The organism is Paenibacillus caseinilyticus, assembly GCF_027533645.1.
In the GTDB taxonomy this organism is placed as follows: Bacteria; Bacillota; Bacilli; order Paenibacillales; family NBRC-103111; genus Paenibacillus_G; species Paenibacillus_G caseinilyticus.
In genome coordinates this window covers 30,188-54,272 of sequence record NZ_JAQAGY010000032.1, presented here as the reverse complement: position 1 = coordinate 54,272, position 24,085 = coordinate 30,188, and the positions used below count along the sequence as shown (strand labels likewise).

Annotated in this window: 20 protein-coding genes, 1 tRNA gene and 1 riboswitch; of the genes, 13 read left to right on the top strand and 8 right to left on the bottom strand. The window is 57.9% G+C overall.

All coding sequences use genetic code 11. The annotated features are described in order from the left end of the window. Window positions 1-137: 137 nt before the first annotated feature. From O9H32_RS29925 to O9H32_RS29900, 6 genes are all read left to right on the top strand, one after another. A complete protein-coding gene (locus tag O9H32_RS29925) occupies window positions 138-1,748 on the top strand; it encodes a bifunctional metallophosphatase/5'-nucleotidase (protein WP_269869774.1) in 1,611 nt (536 codons plus the stop codon). 366 nt (window positions 1,749-2,114) lie between these two features. Next, window positions 2,115-2,903, top strand: a complete 789-nt coding sequence (locus tag O9H32_RS29920; protein ID WP_269869773.1) for an alpha/beta hydrolase — start codon at window positions 2,115-2,117, stop codon at window positions 2,901-2,903. Between the two features lie 4 nt (window positions 2,904-2,907). After that, window positions 2,908-3,801 (top strand): 5-oxoprolinase subunit PxpB, encoded by an 894-nt coding sequence (pxpB, locus tag O9H32_RS29915; protein ID WP_269869772.1) that lies wholly within the window; start codon window positions 2,908-2,910, stop codon window positions 3,799-3,801. 235 nt (window positions 3,802-4,036) lie between these two features. After that, entirely contained in the window at window positions 4,037-5,071 is a 1,035-nt protein-coding gene (locus tag O9H32_RS29910; RefSeq protein WP_269869771.1) for a 5-oxoprolinase subunit C family protein, read from the top strand. A gap of 789 nt (window positions 5,072-5,860) precedes the next feature. After that, complete coding sequence (locus O9H32_RS29905) at window positions 5,861-6,169, top strand: CD3324 family protein (protein ID WP_269869770.1); 309 nt, start codon at window positions 5,861-5,863, stop codon at window positions 6,167-6,169. 133 nt (window positions 6,170-6,302) lie between these two features. After that, window positions 6,303-7,079 (top strand): LamB/YcsF family protein, encoded by a 777-nt coding sequence (locus tag O9H32_RS29900; protein WP_269869789.1) that lies wholly within the window; start codon window positions 6,303-6,305, stop codon window positions 7,077-7,079. Here the strand turns inward: O9H32_RS29900 and O9H32_RS29895 are convergent. Then, window positions 7,066-7,827 carry a sulfite exporter TauE/SafE family protein gene (locus O9H32_RS29895; protein WP_269869769.1) on the bottom strand — a complete coding sequence of 254 codons (762 nt, stop codon included), beginning with the start codon at window positions 7,825-7,827 and terminating at the stop codon, window positions 7,066-7,068. The two genes, O9H32_RS29900 and O9H32_RS29895, sit on opposite strands and share 14 nt — an antisense overlap. 187 nt (window positions 7,828-8,014) lie before the next feature. Beyond that, window positions 8,015-8,155: an N-acetylmuramoyl-L-alanine amidase gene (locus O9H32_RS29890; RefSeq protein ID WP_269869768.1), complete on the bottom strand. Its 141-nt coding sequence runs from the start codon at window positions 8,153-8,155 to the stop codon at window positions 8,015-8,017. Between the two features lie 194 nt (window positions 8,156-8,349). Here O9H32_RS29890 and O9H32_RS29885 point away from each other — a divergent pair, with 194 nt between their 5' ends. Next, the gene (locus O9H32_RS29885) at window positions 8,350-8,775 is read left to right on the top strand and encodes a gamma-glutamylcyclotransferase family protein (RefSeq protein ID WP_269869767.1); all 426 of its coding nucleotides are present in this window, start codon (window positions 8,350-8,352) and stop codon (window positions 8,773-8,775) included. A 26-nt stretch (window positions 8,776-8,801) separates the two neighbouring features. Here the strand turns inward: O9H32_RS29885 and O9H32_RS29880 are convergent, their stop codons facing one another. After that, window positions 8,802-9,164: a hypothetical protein gene (locus tag O9H32_RS29880; RefSeq protein ID WP_269869766.1), complete on the bottom strand. Its 363-nt coding sequence runs from the start codon at window positions 9,162-9,164 to the stop codon at window positions 8,802-8,804. 244 nt (window positions 9,165-9,408) lie between these two features. On the opposite strand from O9H32_RS29880, the gene O9H32_RS29875 reads away from it, so the two are divergent. Together O9H32_RS29875 and O9H32_RS29870 are read left to right on the top strand one after the other, a co-directional pair. Beyond that, on the top strand, window positions 9,409-9,792 hold the full coding sequence (locus O9H32_RS29875; protein ID WP_269869765.1) for a response regulator: 384 nt from the start codon (window positions 9,409-9,411) through the stop codon (window positions 9,790-9,792). A gap of 39 nt (window positions 9,793-9,831) precedes the next feature. Beyond that, window positions 9,832-11,559 (top strand): diguanylate cyclase, encoded by a 1,728-nt coding sequence (locus O9H32_RS29870; RefSeq protein WP_269869764.1) that lies wholly within the window; start codon window positions 9,832-9,834, stop codon window positions 11,557-11,559. 89 nt (window positions 11,560-11,648) lie between these two features. Here the strand turns inward: O9H32_RS29870 and O9H32_RS29865 are convergent, their stop codons facing one another. Both O9H32_RS29865 and O9H32_RS29860 read right to left on the bottom strand, forming a co-directional pair. Further along, complete coding sequence (locus tag O9H32_RS29865; protein ID WP_269869763.1) at window positions 11,649-12,686, bottom strand: ribonucleotide-diphosphate reductase subunit beta; 1,038 nt, start codon at window positions 12,684-12,686, stop codon at window positions 11,649-11,651. Window positions 12,687-13,332: 646 nt separating this feature from the next. Continuing rightward, window positions 13,333-15,558, bottom strand: a complete 2,226-nt coding sequence (locus tag O9H32_RS29860) for a ribonucleoside-diphosphate reductase subunit alpha (RefSeq protein WP_269869762.1) — start codon at window positions 15,556-15,558, stop codon at window positions 13,333-13,335. A gap of 139 nt (window positions 15,559-15,697) precedes the next feature. After that, window positions 15,698-15,872, bottom strand: a riboswitch (cobalamin riboswitch). 271 nt (window positions 15,873-16,143) lie between these two features. Between O9H32_RS29860 and O9H32_RS29855 the strand changes: the two genes are divergently transcribed. After that, a complete protein-coding gene (locus O9H32_RS29855) occupies window positions 16,144-17,799 on the top strand; it encodes a copper resistance CopC/CopD family protein (RefSeq protein ID WP_269869761.1) in 1,656 nt (551 codons plus the stop codon). A gap of 143 nt (window positions 17,800-17,942) precedes the next feature. Continuing rightward, window positions 17,943-19,685, top strand: coding sequence for a putative bifunctional diguanylate cyclase/phosphodiesterase (locus tag O9H32_RS29850; RefSeq protein ID WP_269869760.1), 1,743 nt, complete (start codon window positions 17,943-17,945; stop codon window positions 19,683-19,685). 148 nt (window positions 19,686-19,833) lie between these two features. Here O9H32_RS29850 and O9H32_RS29845 read toward each other — a convergent pair whose 3' ends face one another. Beyond that, window positions 19,834-20,775, bottom strand: a complete 942-nt coding sequence (locus O9H32_RS29845; RefSeq protein ID WP_269869759.1) for an aldo/keto reductase — start codon at window positions 20,773-20,775, stop codon at window positions 19,834-19,836. Between the two features lie 303 nt (window positions 20,776-21,078). On the opposite strand from O9H32_RS29845, the gene O9H32_RS29840 reads away from it, so the two are divergent. Together O9H32_RS29840 and O9H32_RS29835 are read left to right on the top strand one after the other, a co-directional pair. Next, a tRNA-Gly gene (locus O9H32_RS29840) sits at window positions 21,079-21,149 on the top strand. Window positions 21,150-22,082: 933 nt separating this feature from the next. Continuing rightward, a complete protein-coding gene (locus O9H32_RS29835) occupies window positions 22,083-22,523 on the top strand; it encodes a hypothetical protein (protein WP_269869758.1) in 441 nt (146 codons plus the stop codon). 357 nt (window positions 22,524-22,880) lie between these two features. On the opposite strand, the gene O9H32_RS29830 is transcribed toward O9H32_RS29835, so the two are convergent. Continuing rightward, window positions 22,881-23,021, bottom strand: coding sequence for a hypothetical protein (locus O9H32_RS29830; RefSeq protein ID WP_269869757.1), 141 nt, complete (start codon window positions 23,019-23,021; stop codon window positions 22,881-22,883). Window positions 23,022-23,335: 314 nt separating this feature from the next. Beyond that, entirely contained in the window at window positions 23,336-24,037 is a 702-nt protein-coding gene (locus tag O9H32_RS29825) for a DUF2935 domain-containing protein (protein WP_406627419.1), read from the bottom strand. Window positions 24,038-24,085: the final 48 nt, after the last annotated feature.

Here is a 24,085-nt window from a genome sequence, read left to right as displayed (position 1 = left end):
ACTGGATAGGACCTGGAGTAAATCTTTTGTGAAGCTAGCGATCCTTGTCGGTATAAAGGGACTCTTGTCGGAATTGGTTGCACGGGCGGAATTTGGTATAGTGTAATCAATGACAATAGAGGCGGAGTTGACATTCCATGGACCCAAAAATGACAATCACCATTCTGGAAACCAGTGACATTCATGGGCATATCTTGCCCATTCAATATGCAAATCATAACCCCACGGAAACCGGACTCGCCAAGATCGCGACCCTGATCCGCAGGGAGCGGGAAGCAGCCGAAGCGCTGCTGCTCATCGACAACGGAGACCTCATCCAGGGGACGCCGCTCGCCTACCATCATGCGAAGCTGAACGGATCCCAGGAGAACCCGATGATCGGGATCTTGAACGAGCTCGGCTACGACGCCGCCGTCATCGGCAACCATGAGTTCAATTACGGGCTCGACCACCTCCGCAAGGCGATCCGGGAATCTTCGTTCCCTTGGCTCAGCGCCAACACCGTCGATGCGGCCACGGGGGAGCCATACTTCGGCCAGCCTTATGTGATCCGCACGCTTGAAGGCGGCGTGAAGGCGGCGGTACTGGGACTCACGACGCAGTATATCCCGAACTGGGAGAAGGCGGAGCACATCCGGGGCCTCCGGTTCGAGGATGCCGTCGATTCCGCCCGCCGCTGGGTCCGTCATCTTCGTGACAACGAGGGGGCCGATATCGTCATCGTCGCCTATCACGGAGGCTTCGAGCGGGATCTCGCCAGCGGCGAGCCGACCGAACCGCAGACCGGCGAGAATCAGGGCTACGCCATCTGCCGGGAGGTCGAAGGCATCGATGTGCTGCTGACCGGCCACCAGCACCGGCTGATCTCCGGCGTAGAGGTCGCAGGGGTGCCCGTCGTGCAGCCGGGCAGCGGCGGTGCGCGGCTCGGCCGGGTAAAGCTTACGCTCGTGCGGGAAGACGGAGGCCGCTGGCGCGTGGAGCAGGCGCAGACGGATCTCCTCTCCCCCGAAGGGGTGGAGCCGGATGCGGCGGTGCTGGAGCAGGCCCGCCCACATGAAGAACTGACGCAGCAGTGGCTGGACCAGCCGATCGGCCGGCTCCTCGGCGATATGCGCGTGCTTGATCCGATGGGCGTGCGCCTCAAGGAGCATCCGCTCATCGAATTCATTAACCGGGTGCAGATGGAACTCTCGGGTGCGGAGATTTCGAACACCGCCCTTTTCGACAACATCTCGCCGGGGTTCCCGGAGCATATTACGATGCGGGATATCGTATCGAACTATATTTACCCGAATACGCTGCAGGTGATTCGGGTGACGGGCAGCGACATCCGGGAGGCGCTGGAGCAGTCAGCCGGCTACTTCGCCACCTATCATGGGGAAGGGCCGATTCAGGTCAGCCCTGCATTCAGCGACCCGAAGCCGCAGCACTATAATTACGATATGTGGGAAGGCATCGAGTATACGATCAACATCTCCCGCCCGGTCGGGGAGCGCATCGTCCGCCTCACGCGTCAAGGGCAGCCGCTGGATCCGAACGGGGAGTACGAAGTCGTCATGAACAACTACCGGGCCGCCGGCGGCGGAAATTACCTGATGTTCCAGGGCAAGCCGGTCGTGAAGGACATTCCGACGGATATGGCGGAACTCCTGGCGGGCTACATCATGGAGCGCGGCACGATTCAGGAGTCCTTGAACCGGAACTGGGAAGTGGTATGGGATGCACATGGCACGGAGCAGACGGAGTAGCCGGTAAGGCGGTGCCCTGGGGCAGAGAGGTTAGGAAGGCGGAAGGACAGTAAGCATGCGGATCGTTGGGGCCTTAGGCCGCGTACGCAGTGCCGGAGTCCTTCCGTCTTTTTTTGGAGTTACGGATACAGGGCGTGAGGGACGGCCCAAACGGAATAGGGATGCTCTAGAAAGTTGAGTGGAAGCATGGAATGAAAGTTTGGATGGAAGCTTAGATGAAAGTTTGGATGAAAGCTGGGGATGGACGCGAGAGCCTGGGATAGAAACTTATGGCGGCGCGATGGGAAACTTGCCGTTTATGGGGAAGAGGTTCTGTAGTATGATAGGGTTATAGATATATGCAAACGTGAACAGGAGGCTGAAAAGATGAGTATAGCGTTATGGCCCGAAGGCACCCCGGGGGCTCTGGGAGAAGAAGCGGAGGATCGGCCGGTGCTGGTCCCTTACCTGGCGGAAGGATCCGAGCCGAAGGCGGCGGTGATTGTATGTCCCGGCGGAGGGTATGGCCGCAGGGCGGAACATGAAGGGGAACCGGTGGCCCGCTGGCTGAACGGGCTCGGCATCTCGGCCTTCGTCGTGCACTACCGGGTCGCGCCGTACAAGCATCCGCATCCCTTGTCGGATGCGCAGCGTGCCATCCGGATCGTGCGGCACCGCGCCGCGCAATGGAACGTGGATCCGTCCCGGGTCGGAATCCTCGGCTTCTCCGCGGGCGGGCATCTGGCCTCCTCCGCCGGAACGCACTACGATGCAGGGAATGCAGAGTCCCCCGATGCGGTGGAGCGGCAAAGCTGCCGTCCGGACCTGCTCGTGCTCTGCTACCCGGTCATTACGTTCGGCCCTCATACCCACGAAGGCTCCAAGCTGAATCTGCTGGGAGAGGACGCACCGGAAGCACTCGCGGATCTCATGTCGTCGGAACGCCAAGTGAACGCGGAGACCCCGCCGACGTTCCTCTGGCATACCGCCGATGACGGTGCCGTACCGGTCGAGAATGCGCTGCTGTTCGCTTCGGCGCTGAGCCGTCATGGGGTTCCATTCGAGCTTCACGTATACGAGAGCGGGCGCCACGGCCTGGGGCTGGCGGAAGAACATCCGGAGGCGCATACCTGGACTTCGTTGTGCGGCACGTGGCTAAAGAAGCGGGGATTCTGACGCCATGGGCGCAGAAGCGGGGGATAGGCTCCCCTACGAACTGTACCCGCTGGGGGAAAGTGCCGTAGTCATCCGCTGGCCTGGAGAGGCCGGAGAGTCAATCCTGCAGCGGTTGGACCGGGCCGTGAGGCTCCTGGAAGCAGCTGCTCCGCCCTGGGTAACTGAGTGGGTCCGGGCTTATACTTCGCTGACAGTCTTCTACGATCCATGGCTGGTCTATCATGAGGGGGCTTCGGGCTCTACCGGCGTATCTCCCCCCAAGGAGGGGCTCGGGCGGCCTAGACTTCCGGAGGCCAAAGCATGGTCTGAGGGTGCGTCACTGAAAGCGGCAGGGAGACCGGCTGAGGAAGCTGAATATAACGGGAGTGGAGCGGTCCGGGAGACTGACGGCTCTCCATTCGAGCGGGTATGCGGGTGGATGCGACAGATGCTGCAGGAGCTGGATCAGGAGGGAGAAGCAGGCGCAGAGGTTGGCCGGCTGCTGGTCATTCCCGCCTGCTTCGGCGGCCCGGCGGGACCGGATCTAAGTGGGGTGGCGGCGCGTGCAGGCCTCTCGCCGGAAGAAGCCGTGACGCTGTACTGCTCGGCGGTCTACACGGTTCATCTCATCGGCTTCCTGCCGGGATTCCCCTACTTAGGCGGCCTGCCTCCGCGGCTGGAGTCCCCGCGGCTGGCACAGCCCCGGACGGTTGTGCCTGCGGGTTCCATTGGAATTGCCGGCAGGCAGACGGGGGTTTATCCGGTGGACAGTCCGGGCGGCTGGCAGCTAATCGGCCGTACGCCGCTGCGTCTCTTCGATGCGGAGCATACACCGCCTGCGCTGCTGCAGCCCGGGGACCGCGTCCGCTTCGAAGCGGTGTCTGCCGAGACTTGCGCCGAGCTGGAACGGGAGCAGTAAGGGAAGAGGATAAGCCCGGTTGGCAGAGAGAATCGCGGCTGGAAATGGAACCTCTGCGGGTATCCGGAGCGGTGATTCTATCGGGAAGGCAGCGTCTCGGTTAAGAGGATAAGCCATAGGAAGAGATGCAGCGCCCAGGGAGTGAAGATGGTCCTGTAATAAGAGCGGAGGGGCCTTCGTCTGCGACGGAGCGTGCTGCGTCTGCGGGGCCATGTGAAGGAGAGGAGAGACGGCGATGAGCTTGGTGGTGGTGGAAGCGGGCCTGCTGACGACGGTGCAGGATCTGGGGCGGTTCGGCAGCCGGGCGTCGGGTGTCGTGACCAGCGGCGCAGCGGATCGATCGGCGCTGCGCACAGCCAACGCGCTGGTAGGCAACGAGCCCGGAGCGGCCGCGCTCGAGCTGACGCTGACCGGCGGTGTCCTGCGCTTCGAGCAGGACACCGTCGTCGCGCTGTGCGGCGCAGCGATGGACGGGCGCGCCGAAGGCGGGCCGCCGCTGCCGGCAGGGCGGCCCGTGCTCGTGCGCGCCGGCACGGCGCTGCGCTTCGGCGCTGCGGTCCGCGGCGTGCGCGCGTACCTCGCCGTCGCGGGCGGCCTCGCCGTGCCGGCGGTGCTCGGCAGCCGCAGCACGCATGTGCGCGCCCGGCTCGGCGGCGTCGCCGGCCGGGCCCTGCAGGCCGGCGACCGCCTGCCCGCAGGGCCGCCGACGGCCGCGGGCCGCGCGCTCGCGGAGCGCCTCGCGGCAGCAGCAGCGCCCGGGGCGGCGCTGACGCCGGCGCCTTGGGCGCTCTCGCTGCGGCAGGCGCCCGGCGCCGTGCCGCGCAGCGGCCCCGGCGGCGAGCTGCGGCTGCGCGCGGTGCCCGGGCCGGAGGCGAAACGCTTCGAGGCCGGGAGCCTCGAAGCGTTCTTCGCCTCGCCCTACCGCGTCAGCGCGCAGGCGGACCGCATGGGCTGCCGCCTGGAGGGCCCGGCGCTTACGCTGCGAGAGAGCGGCGAGATGCTCTCGGAGGCCGTTGTGCCGGGCACCGTGCAGGTGCCGGCCGGCGGCCAGCCGATCGCGCTGCTCGCCGACGCGCAGACGACCGGCGGCTACCCCCGCATCGCCCAGCTCGCGGCGGTGGACGTGCCGCTGCTCGCGCAGGCCAGGGCGGGGACGCTCCTGCGGTTCGAAGCGATCTCTCTGGCGGAGGCACAGGCGCTGTACCTGCTGCAGGAGCTTGCCTTCCGCAGGCTCGAGGCCGCGGTACGGGCTAGGATAGAATCGTTATAAGTATTCTTCACCTTGCCGCTACCGGCCCGATATGAGTTAATAAGAGGGTAGCCGGCCGGCTGACACTCGGGGCGAAAGGAGTGATCGTGAACATGATTACAACTGCTGAGGTGGTCTTCGCGTAAGCGAAGGCTCCATCATGTAAGGAGGGGCCTCCGGGCCCCTTATCTTTGCGGCGTGTTGGATTGCGGCACGGTAGCAGCACTCTTGGCGCACGAACGGCCTAGGGCCGGGTGGCAAGCCAATCCGGCGAGCAGGCAACGTCCCCTCGCGAAATTCCGCTCTCTTCCCGGTAGACAGCAAGTGGAGGCTGGGTTATAATGGGAGCGTGCAAGAGCATAGAATGTCACAGAACATTCAACAATGAAGCAAGGAATTCCAAGCAGGCAAGTTTCGTAACCGTAAGGCCGCAAGACCATACTATGACCTAATCAGGTGAAAGGAGTGTCGTACAATGTTGGTAACAATTGTCACGATCATGATGAATGGAAAAGGAACTGCTCCCAATTGAATAAGCATTTTCTCCATCACCGTCACCTGAAACCGTCAAGGACAGAGGCCTCCACATACTAGAGGCATTCGGGCACGATACGGCAGATCGTGTTTTTTTGTTTTATTGGAGGGTGCGCGTTTGGCCGCTTGCGGTCGCCGGCTCCGATAAAACCATGCCCCCACCAGCTCACGACGACGAACAGGTTTTGCAGGTGCAAAACTAAGGAGGTGTGAAGATGAAAATGCTTATTACTTTCGGAGCTAAAGCTATAACGGCACGAAAGGAGGCATTCATCAGTGGGGTACAAGAACGGGAAGGATATTCTTCCGGCTAGTTTGCTCAAACAGCTGCAGGATTACATCCAAGGCGAGATCATTTATGTTCCCAAAAAAGAGCAAACCCGGGCAGGCTGGGGCGAGAACAACGGCACCCGCCAGTCGATTCAGCGGCGGAACCACGAGATCTTCCGGTTGTATGAGAACGGTCTTTCGGTGAGCGAACTTATCGGACAATTCCATTTGTCCGAAGACAGCATCCGCAAAATTATCGTGAAGACCCGCGGCTTGACCGCAAGGCAGCAGGAAGCGGCGTCCACAAGGCACTAATTGACGGGATCCGCTGCGGTGGATCCGGTTTACCATAGCATGTACGGGAAGGAGCCAGAAGTGGACGCTTTTGGCTTTTTTTCTTATGTACGTACATCATCATCAGAGAGTATGAGGTGCAGGGATGGCGAAGGTGAAGCGTATCGACCTGAACGGCGACATGGGGGAGAGCTTCGGGGTGTACCGGATCGGAGCGGATGAGCAGCTCGTGCGGCTGGTGACGTCGGCGAATATTGCTTGCGGCTACCATGCGGGCGACCCCCAGACGATGAGAGCTACCGTACGCTTATGTGCGGAGCACGGGACGGCGGTCGGCGCCCATCCCGGGCTGCCGGATCTTGCCGGATTCGGGCGCAGGCATCTAGCGGTGACGCCGGAAGAAGTGTATGCGCTGGTGCTCTACCAAGCGGGAGCCCTGCAGGGATTCGCTCACGCGGAAGGGGTGCGTATGACGCATGTCAAACCGCACGGGGCGCTGTACAACATGGCGGCTGTGCAGCCGGGCCTGGCCGAAGCGGTGGCCGAAGCCGTGTATCGGCTGGATCCGGAGCTGATACTCTACGGTCTTGCCGGGAGCGAGCTGGTTGCAGCGGCCCGGCGGATCGGTCTGCGGGCGGCCCGGGAAGCGTTCGCGGACCGTACATATGAAGCGGATGGCACACTTACGCCGCGCAGCGAGCCGGGAGCGGTCGTTCATGATGCGGCGGAAGCGGAAGCGAATGTGATCGGCATGGTGAAGGACGGAATCGTACGAAGCCGGAAGGGGGAGATGATCCGGCTGGAGGCCGACACCGTGTGTATTCACGGGGACGGCCCCGAGGCGCTGGAGATGGCCGCGCGCCTCCGGCGGCGTCTGGAGGAAGAAGGGATCGAGGTGCTGCCCCCGGGGGGCAGCCTTAGATCAAGTTAATGCCGCTGATGAGGATGATGCTCGCCATAAAGGTGCGCAGCGGCTTCGCCGGCAGCTTCGCCGAGAGGCTGCTGCCGAGCAGGACGCCGGGAACCGATCCGAGCAGAAGATTCAGGGCCAGCAGGTAATCCACATTCCCGAGACCCGCGTGTACCAGGCTGGCGGCGCTGACGAGCAGGAAGGCATGCACGATATCGGTTCCGACCAGCTCAGCGGCTTTCAGGCGGTAGAAGAACATCATAGCCAAGGCGAACAGCGAGCCGGATCCAACGGAAGTCAGTCCGACGACGAAACCTAGCAGCACGCCGATGAGGATCGTCAGCCCCTTTTTTTCTTCGAGGGGCTTTTTTTGGATCGAATTGTCTTGCTCCTTCAAGATCCAGAGCTTCGCGATGCTCAGTACAGCGACGATAATCAGCACAATCCCGAGTGCATGCTTGATAATGGCGTCTTGAAGGATATGCAGCGGAGGAAAGAAGCGGATGAGCAGTACGGCTGTGACGGCCCCGGGAATACTGCCCATAGCCAAGTAAAGCACGAGCTTTTTCTGCAGGGTCCCTTGACGGAAATGCTGAATACTTCCGAACAATTTGGTGATGGAGTTGTAGAATAAGTCCGTTGCAACGGCTACGGTAGGCTGAATGCCGATCAGCATGAGCAGCGGGGTCAGCAGTGCGGCCCCGCCGACACCGGTCAATCCAACGAGCAGGCCGACCAGGGCCCCCATCAATACAATGCTCAGTTCCATTCGAATGGTCACCTCAATATAAGCTTTTCTCATAAATCCGATATGATTATGTTATTTCAGTATAATTCCTACTAATCACATATGCAATAACTATTTAAACGGTCTCTCCTTCTTTTTTGGATTCGGCCGGCCGGATTTCCATAGCAAAAAACACCGCTTCCGGCGGAAGCGGTGACGGGATTCCCCATTACTGTTCCGGCTGCCCGGAAGCTTTGCGCAGTGCATTGGCGAGCCGTTTGAATTCCCTGCGGGCCTCCTCCGACTCCGTGCAATAATAAGCGGCGGACAAAAAACGGATGATCTTCTCCGCATCTTCGGGAGTGAGCATGCAGAACCCTCCTTCTTGCTGTCGCTTGGCATTCTAAAACAGGCTGCGGCTGCTGTTCTTTCAATGTATGCATGGCGAGAGCGGAGTGTCACCGTCATGGCAATATCTGGGGTGGCAAGTCTCCCGCGCAGCATGGGCGGTATGATATGATAATCAAGGGTTAGGGTAAAGATATGGAGCTAAGGAGGGGCCGCATGATCCGTGTATTCGTGTACGGTACGCTGCTGGAGGGCGAAGCCAACCATGAGGTTGTCGCACCTCATCTTCTATCGGTTCGTCCCGGTGCGGTCAGGGGGCGCTTATATGATGCGGGCTGTTATCCCGCTTTGGTGCTGTCGGGGGATGTCTCTGCCGATCCGTTGATCGAAGGGGAGTGGATTGTCGTTTCGGAGGAAGGGCTTCTAAGAATGGATGAGCTTGAAGATTATCATGGACCGGGGGAGGATAACGATTACGAACGGGTATGGATCCGCGATGCCATCAAGGAAGAGCGGGAAGGGTGGGTCTATGTATGGCGCCATCCACGCGGCTGTCCGCCCTTGCCTTCGGGCTCTTGGAGAAAGTACCTCCGCGAGAGAGAAGCGGGTGGGAGCAGCCCAGGACATAGCGGCGCTGGATAACGAGGAATAACGCTGAAAAAGAAAGATTAACGGCGGGCGAGGGGCTTCCAATCGTCCTTCTCGGATTTTTTGACGATTTCGGTCAGCCGGATGATAATGCTCTCCGCCTCTTCTTCGCTGATCATGGCCCGCAGTTGTTCGAAACTTAGCGTTTCTCTCAGGAGCTGTCGGGTGACATTGCTCTCCCGGTACCAGGACTCGGTGACCGCGAAATTCCCGTCTTTTTTGAGCCAGAGTTCATAATAGTGCTGCTCTTCCGGGTTCTGCAGTTGGTTCATAAGATAGTAAGCCACAATGGGAATACGGGGGTCGGACAAACGCTGGCTGATGACGGATCCCGAAGAAACCGGCTGCCCGAAGGTAACATACTTGGAAGCCTTTTTGATCAAATTTTCTATACTATTCACAAATTATCATTCCTTTCCAGGTACTAAATACTTATTTTTTATAAAGTTATTATAAAGTTTTGTGGAATCACGAACATCATAGCATAATTGACAGAGTGAGGCTACCGTCAAAGGCGGCGAGAGGGACGCCAATTTATGCTTTTTGAGTAACCGCCGGGCGCATCGCTTCCCCCGACCATGGTATAATGCTCATAATAAAAAATGTTGCGGCAAAGGAGCGTGTCCCATGGCGAACTACCATATTCTTCTTGCAGATGATGAAGCCGCACTGCGATTCCTGCTTACGGAAACGCTGGCGGACGAAGGATACGACATTACGGAAGCAGAGGATGGACAGGGTGCGTTGGATCACCTGCAGGCGAAACGGTTCGATCTGATTATTCTGGATTATATGATGCCCGAGCGCACCGGCGTCGAGGTCTGCGAGTGGCTGCGGAGCCACGAGAACCCGAACCGGAAAACGCCGGTTATTCTTCTTACGGCCAAAGCGCTGGAGAAGGACCGCGAACGCGCCAAGGCTGCAGGTGTTACTCAATATATCGTCAAACCGTTCAGTCCGCTGCAGCTTTTGGATACGGTAGGAGATCTCATCGGAGACTCGGAGAAGTGACTCATAATTGTAGACAGGAACGGATGTGGCTATAATCCCATGAACGAGAAACCTGCCGAAGACCGGGCAAGCCGGGAGCTTCGGCTGATGAAGGAAGGAAGAAGAAGATATATCGACGAGCTGCACAAGCAGCTTCGTGAACTGAAAGCAGTCGTGACTGCCGGGGAGCCTAACAACTTGGCAGAACAGGCCAAGCGGTTCTACCGGACCGTACATACGCTCAAAGGCAGCGCCCCCATGTTCGGATTCGTCCGGGTAGGTACCGTGGCCGAGAAGCTGGTCGAACAATGGGAATGGACGCAGCAGGAGACTCTCTTGGCCGACCCGGGGGAAGTGTCCCGGCGGTTCCGCGAATCGGCCGCGGCCGCGGCACCCCGTCTTGTGGAGCTCGGACTGGAGCTCGAGATCTACACGCAGGAATTCGAGCTGGATGAGAACCAGGAGCAGCTGCAGCGCAAGATCGGGCTCCCGATGGGCGAGCGGCTGCTCGTGATTGACGATGACGAAGTGCTCCGCTCGTACCTCGTGCGCCGCCTGCGCTTGGATGGCTATGAAGTGGACGAAGCACCCGATGTGATTACAGCCCGCCGCCTCCTCCGCGAACATGCCTACCAGCTCATTACCCTGGACCTGATGATGCACCCGGAGAGCGGATATGAATTGTTCGAGCTGCTCAAGAACGATCCGACCTTGAAGTATGTCCCTCTGATCGTCCTCTCAGGGCGCAATGATGTGCACGATAAGGTCAGGTGCTTCTATCTCGGAGCCGACGATTACGTAACGAAGCCGTTCCAATATGAAGAGCTCCATGCCCGGATCTACAGCCTGCTCAAACGAACCCGCACCTTCGAGCAGATGGCGTTCCGCGACCCGCTCACGGGCGTGTATAACCGGCGCTTTTTCGATCATCAGATCGGGGTGGAGCTGCAGCGGATCGCACGCTACCCGTCACCGATCTCGATGGCGTTCATCGATATCGACCGCTTCAAGTCAGTCAATGATCTGAACGGACATCATATCGGGGATCTGGTGCTTCAAGGGCTCGCTTATCTGCTGCAGAACCATCTGCGCTCCACGGATCTGCTTGCCCGGTTCGGCGGCGAAGAATTCGTCATCGTCATGCCGGGATCCACGGGCGAAGATGCCAAGCGGGCCATCGAACATATCCTGGAGCTGGCCAGGGAAGGACCGGTCACGCAGAATGAGGGACAGGCCTATCATATTACTTTCTCTGCGGGGATCGCGGAGTGGACGCCCGGCCTGTCCGTGGAGGAATGGATCGCCCGGTCGGATGAAGCCATGTACGAAGCCAAGCAGGACGGGCGCAACCGGGTCGTGCTTCAATCGGGGCCCTCACGGCAGGAAGCGGGTGACTTGTCTTCGGGCGGAGCGGAACGCAAGAGGGTTCTCATAGCCGATGATGATAAAATCCTCCGTTCGATCCTGCTGGCGAAGCTAAAGCATCTGCCGGTAGACTTCCAGGAGGCGACCGATGGGGAAGAAGCGTATAGGGCGATTCTGGCTTCCCCGCCGGATCTCTGCATCCTCGACGGGGTAATGCCGCGTCTGGACGGCTACGGGGTGCTGGAACGCCTGCAGGAGCGCGGCGAACGGCCGCGGGGCACCCGGGTGCTCATTCTCTCGGGCCGCAGCCGGGAGGAGGATATCACGCGGGCTCTGCAGCTCGGCGCCCATGCCTATATGCACAAGCCGTTCTCCATGGTGGAACTGGAACTGAAAGTGAAGGAACTGCTGGAGATCTGGTAGGGCTGGATACTTCCTATTGGATCATCTGTCTTTCCTGTCTCAACGCAAAAAGACCGGCTTCGCGGCCGGTCTTTTTGCGTTGAGACTGATCACAGGTCGTCCCAGTTCAGGTTGGACGATTTGCTGTAGTTGGTCACTTTTTGTTCGAAGAAGTCGGTTTTGATCGCATTCATGTTGCTGAAGCTCTCCACCCATTTCATCGGATGCTCCACGACCTCCGGGAAGAGGATTTCGAGGCCGAGCTTCTTCATCCGCTCGTTGGAGAGATACTTGATGTATTGGTCGATGATCTCGTTGCTGAGGCCGTGAATCTTGTTGTTCGTGATATATTGGCCCCACTCGATCTCATGCGCTACGGCGGTGCGCATCATGCCGCGCAGGTCTTCGATAAGCTCGTCCGTGAATACTTCAGGATTCTCCTTGCGAATCTCCCGGAAGATGTTCTGGAACAGCGCCAGGTGCGTAAGTTCATCGCGCTGGATGTATTTGATCTCGGATACGGTGCCGAGCATCTTGCCTTGGCGGCCGAGCGCATAGAAGAAGGAGAAGCCGCTGTAGAAATAGATGCCTTCCAGGATGTAGTTCGCCATGATGGTGCGCATCAGGTTATCGGTCGTAGGCGATTCGATGAACCGCTCGTACAAGTCGGTGATGAACCGGTTGCGCTTCAGGAGATGCTTGTCTTCGCGCCACTGGTTGTAGATCTCGTCGCGGACGTCGGCGGAGCATACGCTGTCGAGGATATAAGAGTAGCTCTGGCTGTGCACCGCTTCCTGAAACGTCTGCACGGTCAGGCACAGGTTCACCTCGGAGGCCGTGATGTATTCGTTGATGTTCGGCAGGTTCGCGGTCTGGAGCGAGTCAAGGAAGATCAGGAACGAAATGATTTTATCATAGCTTTGGCGTTCTTCTGGTGTCAGAAACTTATAATCCTTCGCATCCTGAGCCAGCGGAATTTCTTCCGGAATCCAGAAGTTGTTCATCATGTTGCGGTACATCTTCGTGGCCCAGTCGTACTTGACGTTATTGAGCTCGATGAGGTTGGTCGTGTTGCCGCCGATCATACGGCGCTTGCCCCAATCACGGTCTCCGTTTTCGTTGAATAGTTTCTTTTTCTGCAGATCCATTGTGAATACCTCCTAATTGGCGAACAACCCCCTAAATCCCCCTTAGTAAGGGGGACCCCAGGAGGCACCGGCCCCCTGGACCCCGGAAAGCTGTCCGAATAAAGCGGCAGCCTGCAGGTGAGTTGCGTGTGATGTGGAAGAATCGCGTTCGTAAGCCGTGCAGTACCTCCATTGCTTGGGCAAGGAGGCACTGCACGGCTTACACGCTTGACGTTGGCGCAGATACGGCTTGTTCTCGCAGGGCTCGAACGCGGTTTCGGCTCCGGCTGCTGCGCCTGCCTGCGGCCGAAGGGAAGAGCGGGCGGATCGCTTCGCTGCCGCCACGTGGGGGAGGTCTGCGCGGCTCCAGCCGGCTCGACCTCCCCCACTCGAAGAAGACAAGGGCTTAATAAGCACAAGAGCACAAGAGCACAAGAGCACAAGAGCACAAGAGCCAAGAGCAAAGGACGATCGGACAGATTGCTTCGCTGCTGTCCTTGTCATGGGCGCGGCGGCTCCCGCCGCGCCCATGACTCAAGAGACAAACACCGCAAGGCGGCGCGTGTGTGTACCTTTACTTTGCCCTATAAAGCGGAGGGTCACCCGCGCATGAAGCGGGCATGACAGCGAGCGTGGGAATATCCCACGCCCGGCTGTTTGTGCTGCTTTATGCGCTGCAGGAGACGCAGTCTTCGACTTCGAGGCTCTTGTTGCGGCAGTAGTAGACGGTCTTCAGACCGTGCTTCCACGCAGCGAGGTAGAGCTCGAGGAACTCGCGTGCGGACATCTCCGGCGTGATATACAGATTGAACGACTGCGATTGGTCGATGTGGCGCTGGCGGGCGCCGGCGGCGCGGATGCTCCACAGCTGGTCGATCCGGTGGGCTTCCTTGTAGTACCACATCGTCTCGGCGTTCAGGTTCGGCGCCGTCTGCGGGATGACCGCGTTCTTTTTCTCTTCCACGAAGAACTTGTTGAAGATCGGGTCGATGCCTGCGGTGGAGCCGGCGATCAGGGAGGTGGAAGCCGTCGGTGCGATGGCGAACATCCAGCCGTTGCGCACGCCGTACTTCGCGACCTGCTCCTTCAGCTCCAGCCACTCGGGGCTCGTATAGCCGCGGTCTTCGAAGTAGACGCCGGTCTGCCATTCGCTGCCTTCGAAGGCAGGGTAGGCGCCTTTTTCCTTGGCGATCTCCATGGAGGCCTTCACGGCGTAGTAGTTCATCCACTCGTAGATCTCGTCGGCTTTCTCCACGTGCTCGTCAGACTCCCAGTTGATCTTCATCTGCGCGAGCATCTGGTGGTAACCGCTGGAGCCGAGCCCCACAGCCCGATACTTCTTATTCGTGATCTCCGCCTGCGGGATCGGGTAGTAGTTCAGGTCGATGACGTTGTCCATCATCCGCATCTGGGTGGTAACGACGCGCTCGATGTCCTCGCGGGTATATACGCGGCCGAGGTTGGTCGACGACAGATTGCACACGACGAAGTCGCCGCTCTTCACCTGCTGGGTGATGATGCCGTCCTCGTGCTGCGTCTGGATGAGCTCCGTCGGGCTCATGTTCTGCGCGATCTCCGTGCAGAGGTTGGAGCAATAGATCATGCCTTTGTGCTTGTTCGGGTTCGTCCGGTTGACAGTGTCGCGGAAGAAGACGAACGGCGTGCCGGTCTCGAAGGAAGAGGTCAGGACGCGCTTCATGATGTCGATCGCCGGAATTTCTTCCTTGGAAACTTTATCGTCGTTCACGCACTCCCAGTAGCGCTTCTCCCACTCTTCGCCCCACGAATCTTCGATGGAGTAGCCCTTGGCCTTGCGGATCTCATGCGGATCCATCAGGTACCATGTACCGCGCTCCTCGACCGTCTTCATGAACAGATCGGGAATGCACACCCCAGGGAAAATATCATGGGCCTTCATACGGTCGTCCCCGTTGTTCGTCTTCAGGTTCAGGAAGTCGAGAATGTCTTTGTGCCATACGTCGAGGTAGACGGCAACGGCACCGGAGCGCACGCCGAGCTGGTCGACGGCTACAGCCGTGTTATTGTAGTTCTTGATCCAAGGCACGACGCCTCCGGCTACGCCCTTGAAGCCGCGGATATTGGAGCCGCGGGAGCGGACCTTGCCGACATAGATGCCCATGCCGCCGCCGTGCTTCGATACCTGTGCGAAGTTCTGGTCGACATTATAGATGCCCCAGAGGTTGTCCGGTACGGTATCGATGAAGCAGGAGGAGAGCTGGTGCAGCGGCTTGCGCGCATTGGCGAGCGTCGGCGTGGCTACGGTCATCTCCAGCTTGCTCAGCACGTCATAGAAGTGCTTGGCCCATGTCAGCTTGTCAGCTTCCTTCATCGCCAGGTGCATCGCTACGCCCATGAACAGCTCTTGTGGGAGCTCCAGCACTTCTTTGTCGAGGCCGCGGATGAGGTAGCGGTCGGCGAGCGTCTTGAGCCCGATGTAGTTCAGAAGATGATCGCGGTCCGGCTTGATGTAGCCGCCGAGCTCCTGGATGTCTTCTTTGCTGTAGTGCTCGAGGATATAGCTGCCGTACAGCCCGGTGTTCGTCAGATAGGTAATCAGCGAATAGAGGTCGCCGTAGCCGAAATGTCCGTACTTGCGGTTGAGCTGGGCTTCCTTATATAGATCGTAGGCGAGCAGCTTCGCGGCGACATACTGCCAGTTCGGCTGCTCCACGCTCGTTTTCTCGACGGCGACTTGAATCAGCAGGCGCTGAATTTCTTTGGTGGAGATGCCGTTGCGGAACAGGGGGAGCAGTGCAGTCTCCAGCTCCAGCGGATCGCATTCGGGGTAGCTTGCGCAGGCGAAGTCGATCACCTTTTTCATTTTGGCGAAAACAAGCTCTTCTTGGGTGCCATCACGTTTGACGATAATCATGCTTACAGCTCCTTCGGGGGTTTACTCTCTCTTAGAAAAAGCATGCACTCTTCTGCTGGAGAAGAAATGCATGCCGAATGGATTCGAACGGTAGATTCGAGTCTTCTTAAGGGCAGCACTCCCTATCGCTCGTAGGGCATTCGTACTGAAGAATCCGGCAGGTCTTCTGGCTTCGAAGAGGCATAGCTCTGCGGCGGAAGCCGCGCAGCAGCGTTCTTCTTACAGTGGCGGGACCGCACCGGAGTCGCACCGGTTTCCCTATTCTCTTCCTACCATATCTCGTAGCAGGAAGCACCTGATTCTACCATATGTAGTTGTTTTGTAGAGACAATAGTATGAATTTACTCTTTTCCGCGACTCCTGTCAATCTCTTCTTTCGAACAGAGAGGGGCTGGAAACAGGCCCCAGACGTTACGAATTGGTGGCAGGCCTTGGTGGCTCCGAGAGGATTGTGCTACAGTTAGAAATGCGGTTACAATCGAGGCCCGGCGGGCCTGGAAGGGGTGCCGGAAGGATCGTAGGGATGGCCGGCATCGTCTTTACTTTTGGAACCCAATCATACCTTTGGATACAGGGGGAATTTCATTGCGGCTTCATCATATATTCATTAAATGTTCTCGGGGGTGTGCAGCGCTGCTGCTCCTCCTGACGGTACTCTTGTCGCTTGCGGCAGGAGGGACGCCTGCAGCGGCTCATGCTTCACTAGTAGAAGCGATACCCGCTGCGGGAAGCGAACTAAAGGCAGGGCCAGACAGCATCAAGCTGACCTTCAACGAGCAGCTGGAGAACAGTCTGTTCTACGTAAGAGTATACGACGGCCGCCAGAAGCAGGTGACGGAAGAGAAGGCGGTCCTGAACGCGGACCAAACCGCCGTTACTTTGGATCTGCCCGAACTGGGCCAGGGGAATTATCTCGTAACTTATCATGTGATCTCTGCGGACGGGCACCCGGTGGAGGGGACTTATCTCTTCGCTGTTGGCCAGAGTCTGTCGGAAGCCGCCCCGGCTGCCCCCTCAGCGGCACAGCATTCCCACGGAGGAGCGGTAGAGGTGGGCGGGACGTCCTTCAAGGAGGTGCTGCAATCCGCTTCGCGGATCCTGCTGTATGCCTCTCTGCTCATATTCACAGGCTGGGTGCTGTGGTACCGGCGGTTCGGCGCTTCCGCTGCGAAAGAGACGCGAGGCCGGCTGCGCAGCTTGGCGGAGAAGTGGCAGCAGCTCTATCTGATCGCCTACATTCTGTTCATGTGGGCGCACCTGCCGGATCTGATCGGAGACAGCGGCGCCGAGGGCATCGTGACGCTCTTCACGAAGACGGCGGCCGGCTATGCCTGGCTCGGGGGCCTGCTGCTCGCCCTGCTGAGCTTCGTGCTGCTGTACCGCCGGGTCTGGCTGGATCTGCTCTGGATCGCCTTGATCTGGCTGGCGAAGTCGCTGCTGGGCCATTCGGCCGCGTTCGAGCCGGTGCAGCAGACGCTGCTGCTGGATTGGCTGCACCTCGCAGCCGCTTCCGTCTGGGCGGGAGGGCTCGTTATGCTGCTCGTGCTGTGGAAGTCGGAACGGGCGCAGGCGAAGCTGCTCCTGCCGATGTTCTCGACGGCCGCATGGATCAGCATCGTGCTGCTCTCCGCCTCGGGTGTGCTGCTCACGCTGATTTTCCTCCCGGATATCCGATATGTCACCGAAACCGCCTGGGGCCGGCTGCTGCTGGTCAAATGCGCTTTGGTGCTCGCGGTAGCCGTGACCGGGGCTCTGATCCGCCTGGCTTACCGCAGAATGCGGGATCGGACGGGAGGCCGGCTGCTCCTCGCCGACACCATTCTGATGTCCGCGATCGTCGGCGTAGTCGGCGTGCTCACCTATTTGTCTCCGCTGCCAGTGAACGAGCCCTTGCACTGGCATGTGATGGGTGAGAAGATCCACATGACCGCGCAGATCTCGCCGAAGGTGCCCGGCGTCAATGATTTTACACTTAAGGTGTGGCTTCCCGAGAAGCTGGGGAAACCTAAGGATATCGTGATGAAATTGCATTCTTTGGACGGCCCTGACATGGCGCCGCTCACCGTGCCCGTCCAGCCCTTCGAGGACTCGAGCTTCGAGGACTCGTACGATATGAAGCGATATAGCTACCGTGTCCGCGGAGCCTACCTGCCTTATGCGGGGCGGTGGAAGGTGGAAGTGCGGGTGATGGATTCCGAGGACAATGAAACGGTGTATCAATCCGAGATCCGAGTGTACTGAATCGGCGGGAGAGCTCGGCATCTCTAAAGTATGGAGGCGGATCTGTCGAGATATAAGATGTACTCATTTTAGATCTCTAAGTCCATTCGGATACCAGGACGACAAGGAAAGATCACCTTTCAAAAAGGAAGCAGAGGAGCGACATGGCCCACAACAAAAGCCCTGCCGGAGAATGGCAGCGGACCAACAGAACCTGGCGTGACCGCTTATTCCAGCACGCTTCGTTGATCCGCTTGTGGTTCACCTTATCCGGCGCAGAGCTGATCATGCTGGCTGTCGGGCAGCTGCTCGGCGAAAGCAACGATTGGCTGGATGTTTCGAAATCGACCGTGGTGATTCTCCTTACCGCACCTGTACTTTATTACACCATCCGCAAGTTCCATGTCAAAGTGTCAAGTATCTGTGCTGCCGTCCTCCTCCTTCTGCTCAGCGCGGAAGTGCTGGAGACCGTGGTCCGTTACGGGCTGGAAGGGGTCCTGAGCTGGGAGGAATCTGCCGTCGACCTGCTGCTCACGCTGATTCTAGTAGGGCCGCTGACGCTGTGGATTGCCTCCGACGTACGTTACCGGGATTACACGGAGCGGCAGCTGACTTATCTCGCTTATAACGATATGCTGACGGGACTGCCGAACCGGCAGATGTTCCAGCAGTCGCTTACGAAATCCATTGGCTCCGCCAAGCTGGAAGAACGCAAACTCGTCGTGATGTTCATCGACTTGGACCGCTTCAAGAATGTGAACGATACGTTCGGACATGCCTTCGGCGACCAGCTGCTCGTAGAAGCCGCGGAGCGCCTGAAAGGAGGACTCGGTGCGAAGGACGTCGTCTCCCGCCAGGGCGGTGACGAGTTCACTGTGCTGGTCGAAGAGGCGGCAGACCCGGAGGATGCGGAGCAGGTGGCTCACCGGATTATCCAGCTGCTCAGCCAGCCGTTCTTAATCGAGGGTCATGAGCTGCGGGTAGGCTGCAGCATCGGCATCGCCATGTATCCGCAGGACGGCGAAGATTCCATCACGCTGATGAAGAATGCGGATACGGCCATGTACCGGGCCAAGGATTACGGTAAGAACGGTTATCAGTTCTATAAAGCCGAGATGAATGATACCGTCATCCAGAAGCTGGTCATGGAAGAGTGGCTGAACAAGGCGATCGAGCACAACGAGTTCGTCCTCTACTACCAGCCCCAAGTCGATATCTTCACCGGCAAAATGAACGGCATGGAAGCTCTCATCCGCTGGAACCATCCGCGGCTTGGCTTCATCTCGCCGGGAGAATTCATTGCGCTGGCCGAAGAGACAGGCCAGATTATTCAGATCGGAGAATGGGTGCTGCGCGAAGCCTGCCGCCAGAACAAAGCCTGGCAGGACGAAGGCTTCGCTCCCCTGAAGATGGCGGTGAACATCTCGCCTGTCCAGTTCCATCAGCACAACTTCATTCAGATTGTGCTGGACGCGCTGCAGGAGAGCGGACTCGATGCGCAGTATCTGGAGCTTGAGATTACTGAGGGCATCGCGATGTATCACGTCGACCAGGTCATTGAGAAGCTGAGGACGCTGCGGGAGCTCGGTCTTCATATCTCGATGGACGACTTCGGGACGGGGTATTCCTCCCTCAGCTATCTCAAGAAGTTCCCGATCACGAAGCTGAAGATTGCCCAGCAGTTCGTCCGCGACATTCCGGAGGACCCGGACGACGCGGCGATCGTACAGGCGATCATGGCGATGGCTCTCAGCCTGAAGCTCAATGTGATTGCCGAAGGGGTGGAGACGGACGCGCAGCTGTCGTTTCTGCTCGACATCAAGTGCCAGGAGATCCAAGGCTACATCTTCAGCCGGCCGATTCCGGCCGCGGACTTCACGGAGCTTTTGAAGCGGAACTCGGGGTAAGATCCAAGAGATCCTTGGGGAGGAGGGAGCTGGCTTCCGCCGGTTCTCCGATGCTGCGGATCCCGTAACATCCTTGGCTCCCCCGGTTACTGTACGGCCAGGAAAGCCAGAACGCCCCTTACCGGATACCGGTAAGGGGCGTTCTGGTTTATTGTGCGGATGCGGGTTCTCCGCCGGTCCAGTGCTGGGGATGGCCTTCTCCGACGTAGGCTGCCGCCGCGGCGTTAGCCAGCACCTGCTCGGGGCTCTTGCAGCCGGGAATGACGGCCGTGACGGCCGGATGCTTGAGGCACCAGGCGAGCGCCCAGGTCGGCATCGCCATGCCGGCCGGCAGCTCCTCGGCCTTGATGCGGCGCACTTCCTCGAGCTTCAGCCGGGTCTGCTCCGGATCGTGCCGGCGGCGCACGTCATCTTCGGAGAACGAGTCGCCGGGCTGGTATTTGCCGCTGAGATAGCCGCTCGCCAGCGGCACGCGTGCCAGCACGCCGAGGTTCTGGCGCAGGCAGGAGCCAAAGACGCGTTCTTCCGGCTTGCGGTCCAGCCGGTTGTATACGACCTGGATCACCTGCGAACCGACCTTCTCCGAGGCATCGGTCTGGTGCAGGTTATCATTGCTGCCGATGGAGGTGCCGAGATGGCGGATCTTGCCGGCCTGCACCTGCTTGCCCAGCAGCGTCCACAGCTCTTCCTGATCGAAGGCTTCGTCCGAGCCCGAGTGGAACTGGTATAGATCGATATAATCGGTCCGCAGCGCCTTCAGCGAAGCGTCCAGCTGATCGAGGACTTCCTGCGGGGACCAGTGCTGGCTGCGGTCCAGGTGGGCATGGAACTTGTGGCCGAACTTCGTGGCGATCACCCAGTCCTCCCGGCGCCTGCGGGACACGTAGTCGCCGATGAGCGATTCCGAAGTATGGTCGCCGTAGCATTCCGCGGTATCGAGCAGGTTGATGCCCGACTCCGCAGCTTGATCGAGGATTGCGTCGACTTCGCCTTGGGAGAACGGCTTGCCCCATTCGCCCCCGAACTGCCAAGTGCCTACGCCGATCACGGATACTTTCAGGTTCGTTGTGCCCAGTCTGCGGTACTTCATGGTTCGTCGCCTCCTGCGGTATAAGAATGATTCCTGCAGCAGCCAATCCGGGAGCTGCAGCGTTTATGCGGCTGCATCCGCTGTGATGCTCTTGCCTTTAGTTTGCCCGGCTTCCAGCCCTTTCTTCCAGTTCTATCTATGGAAGAACTTCACTCCTATTGTACAGGGCGGGAGAAGCGGCGTGCAACGGTTCGGGGAGGGAAGACAGTAAGGCCGTTCGGACTATGGACAAAAGGGCGGGGATCCCCTATGCTTTATCTAGGCAGCACTCGTATGAATGAACTGCGAAGCACTGCGTAATGCGCGGGTGTAGTTCAATGGCAGAACTCCAGCTTCCCAAGCTGGTGGCGTGGGTTCGATTCCCATCACCCGCTTACCGAAAAAACCTTGAGAAATCAAGGTTTTTTTCTTTTTTATTAAGGATTGCCGTTGTATTGATAGATCAGTTGGGGACGTAAGTTTCCGACGATCTATATATGGCCCGTTGCTGATAACAAATTGCATCCTACAGGAAATGGGTACGAAAAAGCAAATTCTTTGCCTGATGCTTGTCTCAAAACGACGGTTTTTGAGACGTGGTCATTCCAGTAATGGGCAGTTTAACGCAAAGACCCGTAACTCTCGCAAGGTAGTAGGGCCAGAGTAATTATAGCTAGTGAGTACCACCGAACCATACAAGCACGGCAACCCCCAATAGACCGACCCATCCAGGATGTTTCGCCTTTGTGCCAATCAAGATCAAAACCGCCCCAATAAGCATGGAGGCTGCCACAGTGTTTTCAAGTACTCTGAATGTACCACTGACCAATGACTGTTGAGCAAGCCATAACAGAAGGAGGGCCATACCCCACCCAAAGACAGTCAGTACATGCCAACTGGCCCAAAGAATGCGCACGTTAGATTCTCTCAGTACGCTTCCACCATGGGTCGGTATGAAACCATCACGCCTCATTCTTCGAAATATCAGGACCTCACCCAGTATTGTATGGATAAGTCCAACTACAAATGCGAGGACTGAAGCTGATAAAAGGTACCCGTTCATTTTGAATTCCCCTCCAATAGATCCCCTTTTATTAACATCTTATCATTATGTAGCCAATAAGAATCCAAGGAAATTTGAAACACTACCTCTCACCTCGTTGTAGGAATTGATATGGCCAAGGAAACTCCAGACGATAGCACCATAACCAGGGAGCATATCACGCGGCAGCTGCTCCCTTCTTCATTAAAGTAACGGGTAGTTTTCTTCAATTCATGCTAAGATACGGATGAGATGCTGGAATAAATTTATAAAGGGATACAAATTTATGACTAATTCAAGATTTAACGATACCGGTGAGGGAATTTACGATTTTGTATTCAAACATAACGTACTCATTGAGTGCCCACATTGTAAGAAATGCGCCAAAGGAATAAGAAAGGATGATGGTAAATTCGGTTATATCCTGCAGTGTAAACGTTGTGGGGTTTTAAGTGACCCACTAGTTAGCACGTGGGGAAATGGAACATTTATGGGTTTCAATCTTTGGTTAAGGACTAATTCTTGTGGAAATGTGCTCTGGGTTTATAATAAAGAGCACTTAGATTTTCTAGATGGGTATGTTAATTCTTCATTACGTGAAAGAATCCCCAATAAAAATCAGAGTTTGACTAGCAGGCTTCCTATTTGGATTAAAAGCAGAAAGCATCGGGAAGAACTCTCAAAAGGCATAGTCAAATTGCGAAAGAGGCTTGAGATAAGCGTTTAAAAGTAAATTTCATCCGCCGGGAACATGAGTTAGACCCATAATGGAGCAATTTTGCCCGGCGGCAGCTGCTCCATAAGGAACTCCACAGTATAAATGAAATGTTAGCTGCGGCAATAAATAACCCTGGCGTTGAACTAGTGGCACAATCGGACGAGTAAGATTCCCTCCTCAGGGTACCGTATTCAGGTAGACCAATGGAGGGAGGGAAGCGGAATGTCGAGGAACACAACGAACAACAACGGCAAAGGGAAACAACCCGGCAACAATCAGGATTCCGATGCAGCCGAGTCGACAAAGAACAAGAAGTAATAATAGCAAGTAAATAACCACGCAAGCCCTAAGCCCCTTTACCGGGTTTTAGGGCTTGTTCTGCTGCTTCCTTCGATCTTCCAGTTCATCGGATGAGACGATGCTCAGCTTGAGCAGCAGGGCCCAAGGTGCCATTTGGGCCGATTGAACCGGGTCATGGTTGATGATATTCGAACCGCTGCCTTCCATGCCAACCAAGGCACAGATACAGGCGCCCTCCGACTCGAAGGCGGTGAGCGGCTGGGTAATGGGACCCCAAGAATGACCGGTGCTGCCAGGGATTGCGGGAAAGGTGGAGCCAAGGCCGGATGTGCCACCGCCTGGTTTGGTGTAGGAAATCTTGAACTCCCATATGGGATCGCGTTCTAAAGGATATATTTTGGAACGAATAATGGAATTCGCCCTATCTGGGTTCCCGTTATCGCTCTAGGGGCTGGAGGAGCCGAAAGGTTACACAGGAATATATAACGAAGGGGTTCCCTGCGCGGACAGCAAAAAGGACGCTATCCCAGCGTCCCCAGGTAGAACTCGGCCTCTCTGCGGACGTGTTCCACAAATACGAGCGGCAGCTTGTCGAGCACGAGATTGCCGGCTTCCAGGCGCTCCAGCTCGCGAAGCGACAGGAGGAACGCCGAGATCTCGCGGCGGACCATATCCCGGAACCGGTCCATTGCCGGAAAGTCGGTAAGCCCTGTACGCAGGAAGCCCGCCAGCTCAACCGCATAGGCATAGGTTTCTTCAAAGCGGTGGGCATGGCCGATATAGAGGCGGATGAGTTCCTTCTCGATCTCGTCGAGCGCTCCCTGGATGACGAAGGCGTCCCCGGCTAGTATGGGAAGCCACAGCAGATGGCTGCGCAGCTGCGGATCGAGGCTGCTCCGGGAAGGGCCGCTGCCCAGTACCCGCAGGGCTTCCTCGCTTTCGGATACGGTGTGACTGAGATAGGTGGGGGTGAGGAGCATGCTTAGTCCCTCCGTCAGCTGCCTTCTCAGCAGGTGGAGCAGGAACACACGGAGCGATTCGGCTCCGGAGGCTAGCGTATCGGTGCTGGCGGTGCTGCCTTCCTTCAGCCGGGCATCGAACCAGCGGAGATAGTAGAGTGCCCGCTGCCGCTCGGATTCCTCCTGCGGAGAGAGCGTATCGTACACGAACAAGGCATGGTCCCGGAGATTCCGTGTCCAGAAGCTGGCCGTATCGGCATTCAGTGTAGCGATAGAGATTCCTCCCTTACAGGCAGACGAGAAGATGTTTTA

Bases quoted from the DNA above. Each gene is read 5' to 3' on its own strand.
- O9H32_RS29925 (WP_269869774.1), top strand. From the start codon at position 138: ATGGACCCAAAAATGACAATCACCATTCTGGAAACCAGTGACATTCAT.
- O9H32_RS29920 (WP_269869773.1), top strand. From the start codon at position 2,115: ATGAGTATAGCGTTATGGCCCGAAGGCACCCCGGGGGCTCTGGGAGAA.
- pxpB (WP_269869772.1), top strand. From the start codon at position 2,908: ATGGGCGCAGAAGCGGGGGATAGGCTCCCCTACGAACTGTACCCGCTG.
- O9H32_RS29910 (WP_269869771.1), top strand. From the start codon at position 4,037: ATGAGCTTGGTGGTGGTGGAAGCGGGCCTGCTGACGACGGTGCAGGAT.
- O9H32_RS29895 (WP_269869769.1), bottom strand. From the start codon at position 7,827: ATGGAACTGAGCATTGTATTGATGGGGGCCCTGGTCGGCCTGCTCGTT.
- O9H32_RS29890 (WP_269869768.1), bottom strand. From the start codon at position 8,155: ATGCTCACTCCCGAAGATGCGGAGAAGATCATCCGTTTTTTGTCCGCC.
- O9H32_RS29885 (WP_269869767.1), top strand. From the start codon at position 8,350: ATGATCCGTGTATTCGTGTACGGTACGCTGCTGGAGGGCGAAGCCAAC.
- O9H32_RS29875 (WP_269869765.1), top strand. From the start codon at position 9,409: ATGGCGAACTACCATATTCTTCTTGCAGATGATGAAGCCGCACTGCGA.
- O9H32_RS29870 (WP_269869764.1), top strand. From the start codon at position 9,832: ATGAACGAGAAACCTGCCGAAGACCGGGCAAGCCGGGAGCTTCGGCTG.
- O9H32_RS29865 (WP_269869763.1), bottom strand. From the start codon at position 12,686: ATGGATCTGCAGAAAAAGAAACTATTCAACGAAAACGGAGACCGTGAT.
- O9H32_RS29860 (WP_269869762.1), bottom strand. From the start codon at position 15,558: ATGATTATCGTCAAACGTGATGGCACCCAAGAAGAGCTTGTTTTCGCC.
- O9H32_RS29850 (WP_269869760.1), top strand. From the start codon at position 17,943: ATGGCCCACAACAAAAGCCCTGCCGGAGAATGGCAGCGGACCAACAGA.
- O9H32_RS29845 (WP_269869759.1), bottom strand. From the start codon at position 20,775: ATGAAGTACCGCAGACTGGGCACAACGAACCTGAAAGTATCCGTGATC.
- O9H32_RS29835 (WP_269869758.1), top strand. From the start codon at position 22,083: ATGACTAATTCAAGATTTAACGATACCGGTGAGGGAATTTACGATTTT.
- O9H32_RS29830 (WP_269869757.1), bottom strand. From the start codon at position 23,021: ATGGAAGGCAGCGGTTCGAATATCATCAACCATGACCCGGTTCAATCG.